The organism is Blautia argi, from assembly GCF_003287895.1.
Taxonomy (GTDB): domain Bacteria; phylum Bacillota; class Clostridia; order Lachnospirales; family Lachnospiraceae; genus Blautia; species Blautia argi.
Map to the genome: position 1 here is coordinate 2,114,204 of NZ_CP030280.1, position 15,383 is coordinate 2,129,586.

Annotated in this window: 12 protein-coding genes and 1 pseudogene; 2 read left to right on the plus strand and 11 right to left on the minus strand. The window is 43.7% G+C overall.

The features are described 5' to 3' along the window. Positions 1–123: 123 nt before the first annotated feature. The 3 genes from DQQ01_RS10365 to DQQ01_RS10375 all read right to left on the minus strand — a co-directional run bounded on the left by DQQ01_RS10365 (position 124) and on the right by DQQ01_RS10375 (position 3,757). Positions 124–1,305 carry an MFS transporter gene (locus tag DQQ01_RS10365; RefSeq protein WP_111919974.1) on the minus strand — a complete coding sequence of 394 codons (1,182 nt, stop codon included), beginning with the start codon at positions 1,303–1,305 and terminating at the stop codon, positions 124–126. Positions 1,306–1,381: 76 nt separating this feature from the next. Further along, positions 1,382–2,380 (minus strand): 2-hydroxyacid dehydrogenase, encoded by a 999-nt coding sequence (locus tag DQQ01_RS10370; protein ID WP_111919975.1) that lies wholly within the window; start codon positions 2,378–2,380, stop codon positions 1,382–1,384. 93 nt (positions 2,381–2,473) lie between these two features. Continuing rightward, complete coding sequence (locus DQQ01_RS10375) at positions 2,474–3,757, minus strand: L-cysteine desulfidase family protein (RefSeq protein ID WP_111919976.1); 1,284 nt, start codon at positions 3,755–3,757, stop codon at positions 2,474–2,476. A gap of 154 nt (positions 3,758–3,911) precedes the next feature. On the opposite strand from DQQ01_RS10375, the gene DQQ01_RS10380 reads away from it, so the two are divergent. Continuing rightward, entirely contained in the window at positions 3,912–4,691 is a 780-nt protein-coding gene (locus DQQ01_RS10380) for an ABC transporter ATP-binding protein (RefSeq protein ID WP_111919977.1), read from the plus strand. Positions 4,692–4,863: 172 nt separating this feature from the next. Beyond that, positions 4,864–5,484 (plus strand): ABC transporter permease, encoded by a 621-nt coding sequence (locus DQQ01_RS10385; RefSeq protein WP_330407442.1) that lies wholly within the window; start codon positions 4,864–4,866, stop codon positions 5,482–5,484. A gap of 86 nt (positions 5,485–5,570) precedes the next feature. Here DQQ01_RS10385 and DQQ01_RS10390 read toward each other — a convergent pair whose 3' ends face one another. The 8 genes and pseudogenes from DQQ01_RS10390 to DQQ01_RS10420 all read right to left on the minus strand — a co-directional run bounded on the left by DQQ01_RS10390 (position 5,571) and on the right by DQQ01_RS10420 (position 15,374). Further along, positions 5,571–6,734 (minus strand): saccharopine dehydrogenase family protein, encoded by a 1,164-nt coding sequence (locus DQQ01_RS10390; RefSeq protein WP_111919979.1) that lies wholly within the window; start codon positions 6,732–6,734, stop codon positions 5,571–5,573. Then, the gene (locus DQQ01_RS10395; RefSeq protein WP_111919980.1) at positions 6,731–8,404 is read right to left on the minus strand and encodes a putative 2-aminoethylphosphonate ABC transporter permease subunit; all 1,674 of its coding nucleotides are present in this window, start codon (positions 8,402–8,404) and stop codon (positions 6,731–6,733) included. Before DQQ01_RS10395 ends, DQQ01_RS10390 begins: the two co-directional genes overlap by 4 nt. 13 nt (positions 8,405–8,417) lie before the next feature. Beyond that, positions 8,418–9,461, minus strand: coding sequence for an ABC transporter ATP-binding protein (locus tag DQQ01_RS10400; RefSeq protein ID WP_242980325.1), 1,044 nt, complete (start codon positions 9,459–9,461; stop codon positions 8,418–8,420). Then, positions 9,436–10,548, minus strand: a complete 1,113-nt coding sequence (locus tag DQQ01_RS10405) for a putative 2-aminoethylphosphonate ABC transporter substrate-binding protein (protein ID WP_111920902.1) — start codon at positions 10,546–10,548, stop codon at positions 9,436–9,438. The genes DQQ01_RS10400 and DQQ01_RS10405 overlap by 26 nt, the downstream gene beginning before the upstream one ends. A 151-nt stretch (positions 10,549–10,699) precedes the next feature. Beyond that, a complete protein-coding gene (locus DQQ01_RS10410) occupies positions 10,700–11,563 on the minus strand; it encodes a MurR/RpiR family transcriptional regulator (protein WP_111919981.1) in 864 nt (287 codons plus the stop codon). 240 nt (positions 11,564–11,803) lie between these two features. After that, positions 11,804–12,566: pseudogene (locus tag DQQ01_RS18190) on the minus strand (EFR1 family ferrodoxin). Between the two features lie 107 nt (positions 12,567–12,673). Beyond that, positions 12,674–13,009 (minus strand): hypothetical protein, encoded by a 336-nt coding sequence (locus DQQ01_RS16600; RefSeq protein WP_242980326.1) that lies wholly within the window; start codon positions 13,007–13,009, stop codon positions 12,674–12,676. After that, positions 12,996–15,374: a YhgE/Pip domain-containing protein gene (locus DQQ01_RS10420; RefSeq protein WP_242980328.1), complete on the minus strand. Its 2,379-nt coding sequence runs from the start codon at positions 15,372–15,374 to the stop codon at positions 12,996–12,998. The genes DQQ01_RS16600 and DQQ01_RS10420 overlap by 14 nt, the downstream gene beginning before the upstream one ends. Positions 15,375–15,383 lie beyond the last annotated feature (9 nt).

Sequence of the window (15,383 nt, forward strand, 5' to 3'; positions counted from 1 at the left end):
AATGGGCGCACTTATAGCCTGAACACCAAAATTGTTGCCTTTTTGAACCATCAAATACGGTGTTTTCCAGCCCATTTGTGCGCCTCCTTTTCCTCAAAATTTCTTTCACTATAACACAGGTTTTTACAAATGTAAATCTTTTTCTTTTTTCATCGTTCGATTCAGCTTCTCAGACATCACCAGTCCGAAAATCAGAAAGACTGCCAGATAAAACGGATACAACGCTATGGACACATGTTCTGCCAGAAGTCCGAATACCGGCGGCATAAAAGTACTGCCCACATAAGCGCTTGCCATCTGTATGCCAATAATTGCCTGGGAATTTTCCTTTCCGAAATTATCCGGCGTAGAATGAATAATTGCCGGATATACCGGCGCAGCTCCAATCCCGACTATCAATAATCCCGGAAACGCCCATGCCGGATTGGGATACGGCAGCATCAATAATCCAACGCCTGCCAGGGCAGTCAAAAATCCCAGTCTTATCATACCCCTGTCCCCTACTTTATCTGCAAAGAACCCGGTAACAAACCTTCCAAAGGTAATTCCCAAAAAGAAAAAGGCTGCAAAGGACGCTGCCAGTTCTTTTTCCATTCCCCTGTAATCTGCAAAATAAGAGCTTATCCAAAGCCCACAGGTGGACTCAAATGCGCAATAAGAAAAAAAGGTTACAAGCACTAACGCCACACCTTTTATTTTCACTGCTTTTGCAAGACTTAAATGCTCTCTTTGATGCTGTTTTTCTGAAACTTCTCCTGTTTTGCATTTCCAGAGAGGAAGGGACAAAAACAGTACAACCGTAAGAACAATCTGAATGACAGATATCATGCGGTATCCGCTTCTCCAGCCCAGCCCTTCTCCCAGTGCATATCCCATAATATAGGGACTTATGGAAGCGCCTACGCCCCAGAAACAATGAAGCCAGCTCATCTGTCTGGAATTGTAATGAAGGGCTACAAAGTTATTTAGCGCCGCGTCAATGGCTCCTGCGCCCAGACCGTAAGGAACTGCACATACACAGAGCAGCCAGAACGAACCAGACATAGAGAATCCAAACAGGCCGGCTGCAGTCAGAAATACACTTCCCACGGTCACCACTCCTGTTCCCAGCCTGCGGGTCAGTCTGTCTGACATCAAGCTTGAAACAATCGTTCCTCCGGAAATAATCATGGAAATCATTCCCGCATAAGAAATGGGCACTGCCAGTTCTCTGTGCATCACCGGCCACCCGGAGCCAAGCAGAGAATCCGGCAGCCCCAGGCTGATAAACGCCAGATAAATAATTGCAAGTAAAAGTGAAACCATTTTTTCTCCCCTTTTTCAAATTTTCAGCCCCTGTCCAAACCTTCTGTGTGGAACAGGGGCTGCTTTTTTGTACTTTTTACTGTCTTTCTTCTACTTCATTTCCGTTTCTTTCGCCTTTTTCAAAAGCCACGGCATTGTCCAGGGTAGTTTTGCAGATAGCTGCCAGCGCCTCTTCTGTGAAGAATCCCTGATGAGAAGTAATCATAACGTTGGGGAAGGATAAAAGTCTGGCTGTTGTAGAATGCTCCAGAATTTCATCAGAGCGATCCTCAAACACATTCTTTGTTTCTTCCTCATATACGTCTAAGCCTACACCAAAGAACTTTCTGGCACGAATCCCCTCAATCAGGTCATCGGTTTTGACCAGCCCGCCTCTGGAGGTATTCACCAGAATTACACCGTCCTTCATTTTTGCAATGGTTTCCCTGTTAATCAGATGATAAGTATTGTCCATTAATGGGCAGTGAAGGGAAATCAAATCACTGGACGCCAGCAATTCATCTAAAGTAACGTATTCCACAAAATCTGCCAACTCCGGATTCTGGTATACATCATAGGCAATGACTTTCATACCAAAGCCTCTGCAGATTTTTGCCATGGCTGCACCGATTTTTCCGGTACCCACGATTCCGGCTGTCTTCTGGTAAAAATTCATGCCCATAAGACCGCCCAAGCTGAAATCGTTTTCTCTTACTTTTACATAAGCCTTGTGGATTCTGCGGTTTGCAGTAAGCGCCAGCGCCATGGCATGTTCTGCTACTGCTTCCGGGGAATATCCCGGCACACGCATTACCTTTATGCCGTATGCAGCCGCTTTTTCCAAATCCACATTGTTAAAGCCTGCACAGCGCATCAGCACCAGCTTTACCCCTGCTTCATGAAGAGCGTCCATGGTATCGCTTCCCACATCAGAACTTACAAAGGCGCAGACAGCGTCATAGCCCTTTGCCAAAGTTGCGGTCTTAGGCGTTAAATCTGTTTTCAGATAATCAATTTCTATGGCAGGGTAGTTTCCCGTCTGTTTTTCAAATGACTCTTTATCATAAGTTTTTGTGTCGAAAAATAAAATCCTCATTTTGTATTCCTCCTGTCTTGTCCTGCTCAGGATTTTTGTTTCTCTGTTCCTCTACCATAGTAATAATATATACTATATTTGTCAAGTACCTATCTATCTTGGGTCCGTCATAATTTCAATGATTTTCCGGTCTGTTTCCCGCATGCCATCTCTTGCCAGCTCTGCCACATTTTCAATGGTTTCTTCAATTCCCTGCGCCACAATTCCATCTCCGCCGTAGAACTGACTGCCGAACTGATACATTTTCATACCCAGAACTCCCGCCTCCACTGCAGAAGCGATTTTTGCCGCACAGCTTGCCTTTGCGCCGTCACATACCACACCGGAATTAATGGCAAGGGCATTTACAATGGTATGGGAAATCTCTTCATAACCGCCGCCGTAAAGGTATGTAATTCCCGCTCCCGCACCGCAGCCTGCGCTGATTGCCCCACAGTAAGCAGACAGAGTCCCGATTCCTGTTTTCAGATGTATGGAAACCAGATTGGAAACCAGCAGAGCTCTTAACAAAACTTCCCTGGAAACCTGCATATCTTCTGCATAGACAATGACCGGAAGAGAAGCGGTCATACCCTGATTGCCGCTTCCGGAATTAATAACCACTGGCATTTCGCAGCCATTCATTCTGGCGTCAGAACCTGCTGCCGCCATTGCCTTTGCTCTGTTCTGCACACTGTTTCCATAGGACTGCAGCAAAATTTTCCCAATATTGGCGCCCCAGTTTCCATGAAGTCCCTCCTCTGCAATGGCGGTGTTATACTGTATCTGTCTTTCCAGAACTTCCTCTACGTCTTTTAAATCCACTTCTTTTGCATAAGAAAGAATATCCTTTACATTTAAAAGACTTCTGTCCTCACCGCTACTCTGGTTTTCCTCTGTGTAATCTTTTCCAAAAAGAGTTTCCCCATTTTTTCTGATTTTTACAATATTGGTGTGATGCCCCTGAATCTGCACCTCTGCGCTGTGTTCTCCCTTATGTACTTCAATATAAATATCAAATACACAGCCGGATTGGGAACCGGTGACAGAGAAAGACGCGGTATCCAGATAAGCGTTTAATTCCTGTATCTCTTCCCTGGTAATTTCTGCCAGAACCTCCAGCTTCTTTTCTGCCTTTCCCGCTATAATCCCTGCTCCCGCAGCCGCCGCAATGCCGCGGAGTCCCCCTGTATTGGGTACGACAACGCTTTTTACATTTTTGATAATATTTCCGCTGGCGCTGATTCTTACAGTATCCGGCAGCATACCCAGAGTTTCTCTTGCCACAGCTGCTGCATAAGCAATGGCAATGGGTTCCGTACAACCCATAGCAGGTACCAGTTCTTCTTTTAAAATTGCTGTATAAGCATCGTATAAATTCTTTTTCTTTGTGTCCATAGTCAAACCTCTGTTTCCTTCGCTTTTCTTCCAGCTTATCAGTCAGGGGGAAATCTGTCAATTCCTAACGATATGAAGTTTTTCATTTGTCAATTCTGCGCCGCCTCTCATATGATACTGTATGATACAAAATGCTCAGGAAAGGAGCTTCACTATGAATCAGCCTCTTTTAAAGGTTCGGGATATCAGCTATACCTATCACACCAAAGCCGGTGAAACTCCGGCTCTTTCTCATATATCTTTTTCTGTATCTCCCGGAGAATTTATAGCGATTGTGGGGCCGTCAGGCTGTGGAAAATCCACATTTTTAGATATGCTGTGCAGCCTGTTAAAGCCCGCCGACGGACAGATTCTCCTAAACGAAAAGCCTTTGGAGGAATCTGCGGCCAGCATTGGATATATGCTGCAAAAGGACCATCTCTTTGAATGGCGTACGATTTATGACAATGTTATGCTGGGACTGGAGATTCAAAAACGAATCACACCAAAAACCAGAACCAGAGCAGAACAGCTTCTGACCGATTACGGACTGGACAATTTCAGACAGTCGCGTCCCTCTCAGCTTTCTGGAGGCATGCGGCAAAGAGCCGCCCTTATCCGCACCCTGGCCTTAGAACCGGAACTGCTGCTTCTGGACGAACCCTTTTCTGCTTTGGATTATCAAACCAGGCTGGCAGTAAGTGATGATATTGGAAAAATTATCAAACGCGAAGGAAAAACAGCCATTTTAGTCACTCATGATATTTCTGAAGCAGTCAGTATGGCAGACCGGGTAATTATCTTCAGCAGGCGTCCTGCACACATACAGAAAATCATTCCCATTGTCTTTGACATACCTGACCGGAGTCCCCTGGCTTCCAGAAATGCCCCGGAATTTAAAAATTATTTTAACGAAATATGGAAGGAGTTGAATCACAGTGAAAAGACCGCCTGACACTTCCCCTGAACAGAAAAAATATTTAAAAAAGCTTCGGCAAAACGCACTGTTTATACAGTTTTTTCGGTTCTTTCTCTTCTTTGCTTTTCTTTTTCTCTGGGAAATATGCGCCCGAACAGGCGTGATTGATTCCTTTATCTTTTCCAGTCCTTCTCAGATAGGCGAAAAGATGGGAGAACTTATACAAGACGGCACTTTGCCAAAGCACGTTTCCGTCACCTTAACAGAAACCCTGATCAGCTTTGTTCTGGTAACACTGTTAGGAGTCCTGTGCGCCGTGCTTTTGTGGGCCTTCCCCCGGCTTTCTGCCATACTGGAGCCTTATCTGGTTGTCTTAAACAGCCTCCCCAAATCTGCCCTGGCTCCCCTTTTGATCGTATGGCTGGGCAGCAATATGAAAACCATTATTCTTGCCGGAATCTCTGTAGCTGTATTCGGAGCCATTATGAATCTGTATACAGGCTTTTGTGAAACAGACCCGGATAAATTAAAGCTGATCAAGACTCTGGGCGGGACAAAAAAAGACGCGCTTTTTAAGGTCATTCTTCCAGGGTCTGTGCCTTTGATTTTAAGTGTAATGAAGGTAAACATCGGACTTGCACTGATTGGAATTGTCATTGGGGAAATGATTGGAAGCAAAAGCGGACTTGGATATTTGATTATTTACTCCAGCCAGGTTTTCCAGCTTACTATCATGCTCATGTCCATTTTTATTCTGTGCATGATTGCTGTTCTGCTGTATGGCATAATTGCCTTGCTGGAAAGGTATTATTTAAAAAAACACCGATAAGGCCAAAAGAAGGGGCAGACTTTACAGGTCTTTCCCCTTCTTTTTTCTTTCTCTTTGTGTTGTATTCGCCTTTCAATCTCTTCTCTTTACTCTGCAGCTTCCCACTTCTCATGCATGTAAATGCCTCTTTTTTCTAATTCCTTAAAAATCTCTTCCGGTTGAAACGCCTCCTCCGGAATGAGAATTCCTGTTTTTTCTACCTTTCCTTTTGCCAGTTGTTCTGCCGCAATAGCCAGTGGAATTCCTACGTTTCTGGTATAAGCCCTCAGCCCTTCCCAGCCTTTTACACTGCCGTCAGAAGCAGGGTGTGTATGATAGAGAACTCCTCTCTTTTTTTCACCAGCTTTTGTTCCTACCACTTCCACATGCAGGGCATATCCATACAGACTGGTACTTTTCCCTTCCTGGCTGTTTACCAGATAATCTCCAATCAAGGTCATCAGTCCTATCTCTGTATCTCCTACTTTCACTTTCGGATTTTTCAAAATTCCATAGTCATATAAACCTCTCACCAGATTCATATTCTGCATGGGCCAGGTTCCCCTTACCTCAATAAGGCGTACTCCCTTTTCTTTCAGCGCCTGAGCCAGAGTAACTGTTTCCGAATGAGGAATAATATACTGTGTGGTTTTTCCGTAAGGTTTCGGAAGTTCTACCTCTCTTGGGCGCGCAAAAGGCGGTACCTGTATAAATTCGCCATCTTCATAAACCACACGGCTCTCCAGATTTGGATCATATTCATAGGTTGTAGTTTCTGTAATTGATTTAGAAAATGCAAAAGGTCGAAAAGCACCATGAGAAACATAAATCTCTTCTACCGTATCCAACTGGTTTGCCAGATGCATAGCCATCATCTGAGTTGTTCCCGGCGTCATGCCAAAACCCGGAACACAGGTTTTCCCTGCTTTTCGGAAGTATTCGGCCCATTGATTTTCTTCTCCGAAGCCATTAAGATTGACCCCATGACAGCCAGCCTTGGCAATACATTCTGTAGACAGTCCATTGAGGGTAATCTGTGTACCGTCCATGACAACATCATATCCCTGCATGATACTTGCAGCTTCCTCTACTTTTGTCACATCAATCTGCACCACATCTACCCGTGGATCATTCAGCCACTGCGCTACCTTTAATGCTTCCTCATAATTATAATCTCCAATAGTAATTTTTTCAAATTCTGAATATTGCACCAAATCCAAAACAGATTCTCTGCTGATCCTTCCTGCTGCGCCTAAACAAAATACTTTCATGTTGTTTTTCCTCCCATTTGAATTCGTTTTTTCATTACGTATGAACTAAGCTCATACACTCCTCTTACTCCAATATTAATCATCAGAATTAAAAGGCTCATTGCTGCTGCCTGGGCAATATCCCCGGCTTCTTCCATATGAGTAATGGCAATTGATGCTACTTTAAACTGCGCGCTGTACAAAAACACCACTGCAGACACCGTTACCATGGAATTCATAAAATAGTACATAAATATTTCCAGTAATGCCGGTAAAGATAACGGAACAATTACCTGAAAAAAAGTTTTCCATTCCGGGATTTTCATGCTCTCTGCTACATGCTCATATTCCTGATCTAATTTCTTCAACGCACTGCTGGCAGTGACAAAGGGGACGGAATAAAAATGAACGATATTGGCAAGTACCAGGATTCCCAGAGTGCCGTAGAGAAAATTGAGTGGATTTTCTTTTTGGTTAAAGAAGAAAATAAAACTTAAACCAATAACCATTCCCGGAAGTGCCAGCGGCAAAGAAGATAAAGCTTTTCCCATCTGCTTCAGTCCGTTTCTGCATTTACTCCGTTCTATTAAATATGCATATACGAATACAAAAATCGTCCCGAACAAAGCTGTGCATAAACTCATCTTTATAGAATTCCAATAACTTTCTATTCCTCCTGTGGAAGAATTAAAAACAAAATTTTTCCATGTAAAGCTCATATCATAGGGATAATAAGAAGTAAACGCTCCTATAACAAGGACTCCCACCAGACTTAAAAGGCAAAGGGCTACAAAACCGCAAAAAACAAAAAACCCGAAATCTCTGATTCTGTTTTCTTTTATCTGGAGCGCTTTTGCCTTAGCACTGACGCTGTCACGGTTTTTTCTCAGGGTCACTCTGTCTACCCCAAAGCTCAAAACAGCAGGAATCAACAGAAGAGTTCCCACAACAGCTCCCATATTCATATTAAACTGCCCTGCCACCTGCTTATAAATATCTGTTGCCAGCACATTGTAGCTGCCTCCTAATACCTTAGGAACCCCAAAATCTGTGAATGCCAGAGTAAAGCACACAAACAGGCTGTTAATTAAGGTATACCGCACGGACGGCAATGTGATGCGGCTGAATTTTTTCATGGAACTGCAGCCCATACTGTCTGCTGCCTCATACAATCTTCCGTCTGCATAATTTAATGCAATGGAAAACATGAGAAAGGACTGGGGAAATGTATAAATAATTTCCGACAAAATGATTCCCGTAGCTCCGTATAATCCAATATCCCAGCCAAGCCCTGTGAGCAGTCCCTTTTTTCCAAACAAATATACCAATCCCAACCCATGAACAACTGTTGGTAAGAACAGAGGAATCATGGCAATATAACGAAAAAAACGTTTCCCTTTTATCCTGGTTCTTGCCAGTCCATAGGCATACAGAAATCCAAGTAGGGTTCCAAATACTGCAGAAACACTGGAAACTACCATAGTATTCTTAATCGATACAGTAAGCGCCGGCGTGGAAAAGTATTTCACATAGTTTTGAAATCCTGCAAATTCACCTGTAACTGTAAAAAATGCTTTTGACAATAAACAAAACAATGGAAACAAAAGAACGATCACAAAGACTGCAGTCATACAAAGCATTATCAGGTTCACCGGAAGCAGTCCTTCCTTTCCTCTTCGTTTTTTCTTCATACACACTTCTCCTCTAGCAGCCACTGGCCGGATAAGCAATCATGCCACCTTTCGGCACCTGAAAATAAACCTCGTCCATTTCATGCAGATTCATACTGCTTACCCTGGCTGAATCAATATCCGCACAAATTTCTTCTTTCGTATCTTCCAGACGCCCATACACTCTGGTAAGCGCACCTCGAAACTCCATATCCTCTACAATCCCTTTCCAGCATTCCTGCTCCTGTCTGGTAAAGATTTTAGAAACCTGTATTGTTTCCGGACGAATTCCATACACCTTTTCTTCCCTGCGATAGAGATTCATTGTCCCTATAAAATTTGCTACAAAAGCCGTTTTCGGCGTTTCGTAAATCTCCCTTGGCGTTCCTACCTGCTCTACAACAGCCTGATTCATAACAATGATTTTATCTGCCATGGTCAATGCCTCTTCCTGATCATGGGTTACCATAATAGTAGTGATCCCCAATTTTCTCTGAATCCTGCATATTTCAGAGCGTAATTTCACCCTTACCTTGGCATCTAATGCAGACAGAGGCTCGTCCAGAAGCAAAAATGCCGGCTTGAGAGAAATAGCTCTGGCAAGAGCTGTTCTCTGCTGCTGCCCGCCGGAAAGCTGTGAAGGATACTTTTTCCGGTGTGCATATAAATCCACCATATTTAACACTTCTTTACACCGTTCTTTTCGTTCTTCCCTGCTTAAATGTTTCTGCTCATTAAGCCCGAACAAAATATTCTGTTCCACTGTCATATGCGGAAACAGCGCGTAGGATTGAAATACAATCCCAAAATTTCTCTTAGAGGGCGGCAGTCCGGTACAATCCTTTCCATCAATCATCACCACCCCGGAGTCTTCCCTTTCCAGTCCGGCTATGATTCTTAAAAGTGTGGTTTTCCCACAACCGGAAGGTCCAAGAATGCTTACCAACTCTCCCTTTTCAATATCAATACTGACTCCATTTAATGCTGTCTGCGTATCAAATCTTTTAACGATATTTTTTACTGATAAAAATGCCATATTCTGCTCCTTCAGCCTATTTGGCTTCTGATTTACTGTCATACTTTTCCATCCAGGTGTTTAAAATATCCTCTCTGTTTTCTGCTGCCCAGGAAAAATCATTCTCAATCAGCTGATCCAGCGGATTGCTGTCATAGCCCTCATATTCTCCCGTGTTCTCTACTGTAACAATAGGATAATTTACTCTGTATAAATCCATGGCCTCATCTGAAATTGCCCAGTCCAAAAATGTGTAAGCGGCCGGATTGATTTCCTCTTTTTCCATAAGTGCGTTGGATTCCAAATCCCAGCCGGAACCTTCCTCAGGGAAAACCACCTCTACAGGGGCTCCTTTTTCTCTCTGACTAATGCCTGCATAACCAAAGCTGATACCCACCGCACACTCACCGGAAGCAGCCATTTTCGCTGGCTTGGAACCGGAATGTACATACTGGGATACATTTTCATTTAATTTATCCATATAATTCCAGCCTTCCTCTGTATCCTTTCCATAAAGCTGCAACAAAGCAGACACTGTTAAAAATCCTGTTCCGGAAGAATTGGGATTTGACATAACAATATGCCCTTTCAGCTTCGGATTCAGTAAATCTTCATAAGAAGAAATTTTCTCCACACCTAATTTTTCCAGTTCCTCTGTATTTACTACAAACGCAGTTTCCCAAGCATCAATTCCTACCCAGGTAGGCACTTCTTTATCTGACTTAAATTGTGGAAGAATTCTGTCACAACCTTCCGGTTCATAGGGTTTTAAACAGCCCATATCGTCCAGAACCATCATAGAGGAAGCAGCTGTTCCCCATACAATATCCGCCTGCGGATTATCCTTTTCTGCAATTAACTTTGCAGTAATAATTCCTGTAGACTCTCTTACAACATTTACCTGAATATCCGGATATTCTTCATTAAATTTTGCAAGATATTCTGTTACCTGCTCATCTTCAAGAGCTGTATATACGGTAATTTCACCTTCCTGGGCTTTTTCAATCTTTTTCTCTGCATTCATTTCTTCCGTACTCGTATTCTGAGATTTTTCCTCCTGAGCCTTCGTATCTCCTGCCTCAGCGCCGCAGCCTCCTAAAGCAGAAACAGTCATCATTGTCATTAAAAAAGCAAGTAATTTTCTCTTCATAATACTTTCCTCCCTTTTGAATTTCTTAATTTGCCTCACACCTACGATTATAGAAATACTCTGTAAAAGAAAAAACCACGGAAACGTTAATCTTACATAAAGATTTCTCATTTCCATGGTTTTTCCTCTGTAATTTTTTTACATAACCAGTTTAATAAATTAACTTTTGAATCCCTTCCCAGTTCTGATTCAGCCTTTTGGCATTTTGCTCATAGTCTGTTAAAAATACCCCAAGATACAACATATCCACAATAGATACCTGCGCACATCTGGAAAAAATAGCATCACCATACATATACTGCCGATTTTCCGTACACAAAACGATATCTGCAAACCGGTTGATAACTGCTGTTTCTGAATTTGTTATGGCTATGGTTCTTGCCCCTGCTTCCTTGGCAATTGCCAGTGCGTCTACCGTCTGTCTGGATTTTCCTGTATGGGAAATTCCCATTGCCACATCTTGGCTGGTAAGACTTCCTGCTGTAACATGTTGCAAATACCCATCTTTTTGAAAAGACACCTGTTTTCCAATATAAGTCATTTTTGTAGCAAAATCCTCCGCAGTACATGCAGAATTTTCTACTGCAAACACAGAAATGCGCTGTGCCTCATGCAATGCATGAACCGCCTGAATATATTCATATGTGGAGATAGATTTCAGACATTCCTCCATGTGGCGGATATTCGTCATAATCACCTTTGCCGGAAGTTCTACTAGTTTATCTGTTTCCTGAATAGGAAAGTCCAAAACCATCTTTTCACTTCCCGACTTTTGCGTACCTGCATAAATCTGAATCATTCTGGTCTTTAATTCTTTATACCCTTTCATGCCCATTGCATTGGCAAATCGTAGCACTGTAGGCTGGCTCACCTTTGCCTTATGTGCAAACTGCTCTATGGTATATTCTGCGATTTCCTCTGTCCCTTCCAGAATCACATCTGCCACCTTCTGTTCCGAAGGTCGTAGATTTCTGTAATTTTTACGAATTTCAAATAAGAATTCCTCTGTTCCCATACTTTCTCTCCTTGTAATTTCTCTACATAATCTGTTTCTTGTTCTGCTGAATTCTTAAAAAAACAAGAACAAAAGACCTGATTGCTTTTTCTTATTTCCGTAATCATACTACAGTTTCTTTGATTCTATATTAGGATTTTATTAAATCTACATCAAATGAAAAATTATTACTGTTTTAACGCAAAAAGAAGGGGCAGACTTTACAGGTCTTTCCCCTTCTTCTTTTCTCTTTCTTTATTTTTACAAAAACAATTCGTTTGCCTTTCTCTCTGTGCAGGTCTTCTTCATTTTTGCAGAAGCCAGCTTCACTTTTATTTTGCTGATTTTTCTTGCCTTTTGAGGACAAATCTGCACGCATCTCATACAGGAGATACATTTGGATTTATCTGTCTTTTTCGGGTCTTCGTTTGAAATTGCCCCTGCCGGACAGAGTCTGGCGCATAAGCCGCAGGCATTACACTGTTTTCCTGCTTTTGGCTTTAACGGAACTCCCTTGTAGGTTCTGTAGGGTTTCTTGCCCGGAAGGTTCAGTTTTTCATATTCTTTGGTTGTGTTGATTTTCTGCTGAATCTTTTCTCCAAACTCTCTCAGTTCTTTTTTGTCCCGCTTATCCGGTCTTTTTAGCAGCAAACTGGTGCATAATAGAATGCTCCGCAATGGCTGCCACTGCTGCCACACATACAAAGCCCTGCTTTTCCACCTCTTCCTGTAATTCCAAAAGCGTATCTTCGTAAGCCCGGTTTCCATAGGACGCCACCAGAACTGCCTTTGCACCGTTTCCCTGAAGATTGGCAATTCTCTTGACAGCCAGTTCAGGCACACGTCCGCCATAAGACGGCACTCCGATAAAACAGATATCCTGCTCTTTAAAAGCCGCAATATTTTTCTCTGCCCTCTGCTTGCTTAAATCCATTTCCTTGCAAGAACCGAAAGTCTCACTCAGTAATTTTACAATTTTTTCTGTCCCCTTTGTAGGGCTGAAATAAATAGCATATACACTCATGTCCGTATCCTCTCTTCCTTTATCCAAATACCGGTTTCCCGTTTGTATTTTTCTGCGTAAGGAACATTATAGCTCTTTTTTTCAGAGGATACAATCTGAAAATGCATTTATTTGTTTTCAATTCCTGCAGTTTCAATGACAAATTTTACTTTTCCTTTTGCATTGTCATTCTGTCCGTCAAAAGCCTTGTAATCTTTGTCTGCCCGCTCCACTGCCTTCAGTCTTTCCAGCATGGTTTTCACATCACCGTTTAAGGTATCTGTGATTTTTTTCACGCCTTCTTTATCAAATTTTTCCATACCCTCGCTTAATTGTGTGGAACCGTCCTTTAACTGCAGAGTACCGCTTTTTAATTCTTTTCCGCCTGTTGCCAGCTGGGAAGTTCCGTCCTTTAAGGCTGCCGCTCCCTGGGCAAGCTGGGAAATACCATCACTTAACAACATTGCCGCCTTCTGCCAGTGCATTGCCGCCCTTTAAAAGTTCTGTACTTCCCTGGAAAAGCTGAACTGCTCCTGTATTTAGCTGGTCATTGTTTGCAGTCAGTGCATTTGCTCCTGTCTGCAATTCCTTTGTACCTGCGCGCAGTGCACTGCTGCCCTGGGCAAGCTGGGAAATACCGCCGCTTAACTGTCCGGCTCCCTCTGATAACCGCTGGATTCCTGCGTTCAAAGAGGACGCGCCTGTATTTACGGCTGCAGCGCCTGCATTTAATTCTACATTGTTGCCAGTCAGCATTTCGCTGCCCTGTTTCAGCTGTGCAAGAGCTGCCTGAAGTTCTCTGGAAAGCTGTGACAGATTTCCCATGGCTCCCATAGCGCCGGAAAGTTTCTGTGCTCCTATCTGCAATTCCTCAGCGCCCTCTCCTGCCTGGGCTGCTCCGTCCTTCATCTGTGCAATCTGTGCCCCGGCTGCTTCCAATGCCTGCTCTGCTTCCGGTATCTGTGCGTTTACGGCTTCCATAGCGCCCTGTATCTGTTTCAAACCTTCTGCCACACCTGCTGCACTGCTGTTATCCCCGGCAGTCACCGGTACGCTTACATCAGCTGAGGTCTGTACCCCTACAGATACGCCGATTCCGCTTAAATTTGCCAATACTGCCTGCTTTTCCTCTTCCGGAATTCCTGCGACATCTAAGGCAGCTGCCACATTGTTGTACTGCTGTTCATTGGCCTGTGCGTTTGCCTGTTCGTTTACAAGGGCGTTCTCCTGGGCAATGGCCGCGGCAACCTGCTCATTGACAGCCCCCATATCTGCCTGAGGTGTTCCCTGACTGTTTAAAAAACCTTCAATCAGACTGGCTGCCTGACCGCTCAAGCTTCCTACTGTGGAAGCTGCTGTTTTCAGTCCTGCCACATTCTCTCCCAAGGCTCCGGCTGCACCTTCTACCTGTGACACGCCGCCTTTTAATGCTTCTGCTCCCTGACTCAAAGCCCCGGCACCTTCTGTCAGTTGATTCACAGCTTCACCAAGCTGTGCCATCTGTCCCTCTGCACTGGCAAGCTGTTCCTGCAGCATTCCGATTCCTTCATCTAACCGCTCCGCTCCTGCCGTATAATCCCTGACACCCTTTTCCAGCTGTCCGGTTCCCTGAGCAAGCTGCTGACCGCCCATACTTAACTGTCCCACGCCTTCTGTCAGCGTATCTTTTTTCTCATTCAAAGTTCCAATACCGGTATCCAGAGCTTCTGCGCCCTCTGCTGTCTGAGAAATACCCTCTCCCAGCTTTGAAGCACCCTGGGTATAAGCGCTGATGCCTTCCTTTAATGTTCCGGCTCCGCTCTCCAAAGAACCCATGCCCTCTGTCAGACGTGTAATGCCGTCAAGCAATTCTCCCTTGCTGTTATTCATGGTGTCAATGCCGTCTTTTAGCTGCCCTGCACCCTCATCGGCGCTGTTTAAACCGTTTACAAAAGTATCGGCAGAACTGTCCAGCGTGGCTATCCCTTCCTGTAAATCCTTACTTCCCTTAACGAGGGCGGTAGAGGAATCTGTAAGAGTATCCAGCTTTTCTTTTAAATCCTTACTGTCTTTTACATCGTCCAGATTGAAATCTTCTAACAGTCCTGTGGTAGCCACCGTAGCCGTCATACCCAGAGAAAAGTCTTTTACATCTGCAGTAAGTTCCGCATACTCAGGGATTTCCAAATCCTTCAGTTCCTTCATGTCCGAAAGCTTTAAGCTGTCGGAAAGCCCCGGAATTCCATATCCCACGGCAATATCATTGTTTCCGTCAGAAAGTACCTTGCCGTTTGTCATTTCCACATTGGTAAAGGTGTCTGCCGGAAGAATCATGGCGGTCATCATCAAAAACGGGGTGTAAATTTCTTCCTTTTTCCCATTGACCTCCTCGGTCTTCTTTTCTTTATTTTTGTATTCGATTCGGATTTTGATTTTTCCGCTTTTCCCTGCCAAATCTTCCGGCTTCATTTCTTTTCCGTCCAGATAATAGGTCAGCTTTACGGAAACCGGCAATTCCTTGTTTGTTGTTCCCTGATAATAGATATCTCCTCCGTCTGTATTCCAGGTCAGATTTCCGTCCGGGTTCTGTTCACAGGTTTCATCGCCCTTTACATTCTCAATGTCCGTCAGATTACTCTTATCTGTCAGATTCTTTTCGTTTCCCGTATTCTTTAGCCAGTTGCTGACAATAACCTCCTTTGAATTTCCGTTTTCATCTGCATTTACATAAACGGTCTGTTCTTTTTCCGCATGACTGCTGTCTGCTGCCAAAGCCGGAGTTACCGGTAAAATCACGGACATCATCACAGACATTCCAACCAAAAGCGCCTGTACGTTTTTCTTCTTCATAATCAAAAC

What these genes read in the sequence shown, in the direction of transcription:
- DQQ01_RS10365 (WP_111919974.1), bottom strand. Translation starts at nt 1,305, where the DNA reads ATGGTTTCACTTTTACTTGCAATTATTTATCTGGCGTTTATCAGCCTG.
- DQQ01_RS10370 (WP_111919975.1), bottom strand. Translation starts at nt 2,380, where the DNA reads ATGAGGATTTTATTTTTCGACACAAAAACTTATGATAAAGAGTCATTT.
- DQQ01_RS10375 (WP_111919976.1), bottom strand. Translation starts at nt 3,757, where the DNA reads ATGGACACAAAGAAAAAGAATTTATACGATGCTTATACAGCAATTTTA.
- DQQ01_RS10380 (WP_111919977.1), top strand. Translation starts at nt 3,912, where the DNA reads ATGAATCAGCCTCTTTTAAAGGTTCGGGATATCAGCTATACCTATCAC.
- DQQ01_RS10385 (WP_330407442.1), top strand. Translation starts at nt 4,864, where the DNA reads ATGGGAGAACTTATACAAGACGGCACTTTGCCAAAGCACGTTTCCGTC.
- DQQ01_RS10390 (WP_111919979.1), bottom strand. Translation starts at nt 6,734, where the DNA reads ATGAAAGTATTTTGTTTAGGCGCAGCAGGAAGGATCAGCAGAGAATCT.
- DQQ01_RS10395 (WP_111919980.1), bottom strand. Translation starts at nt 8,404, where the DNA reads ATGAAGAAAAAACGAAGAGGAAAGGAAGGACTGCTTCCGGTGAACCTG.
- DQQ01_RS10400 (WP_242980325.1), bottom strand. Translation starts at nt 9,461, where the DNA reads ATGACAGTAAATCAGAAGCCAAATAGGCTGAAGGAGCAGAATATGGCA.
- DQQ01_RS10405 (WP_111920902.1), bottom strand. Translation starts at nt 10,548, where the DNA reads ATGAAGAGAAAATTACTTGCTTTTTTAATGACAATGATGACTGTTTCT.
- DQQ01_RS10410 (WP_111919981.1), bottom strand. Translation starts at nt 11,563, where the DNA reads ATGGGAACAGAGGAATTCTTATTTGAAATTCGTAAAAATTACAGAAAT.
- DQQ01_RS16600 (WP_242980326.1), bottom strand. Translation starts at nt 13,009, where the DNA reads ATGTTGTTAAGTGATGGTATTTCCCAGCTTGCCCAGGGAGCGGCAGCC.
- DQQ01_RS10420 (WP_242980328.1), bottom strand. Translation starts at nt 15,374, where the DNA reads ATGAAGAAGAAAAACGTACAGGCGCTTTTGGTTGGAATGTCTGTGATG.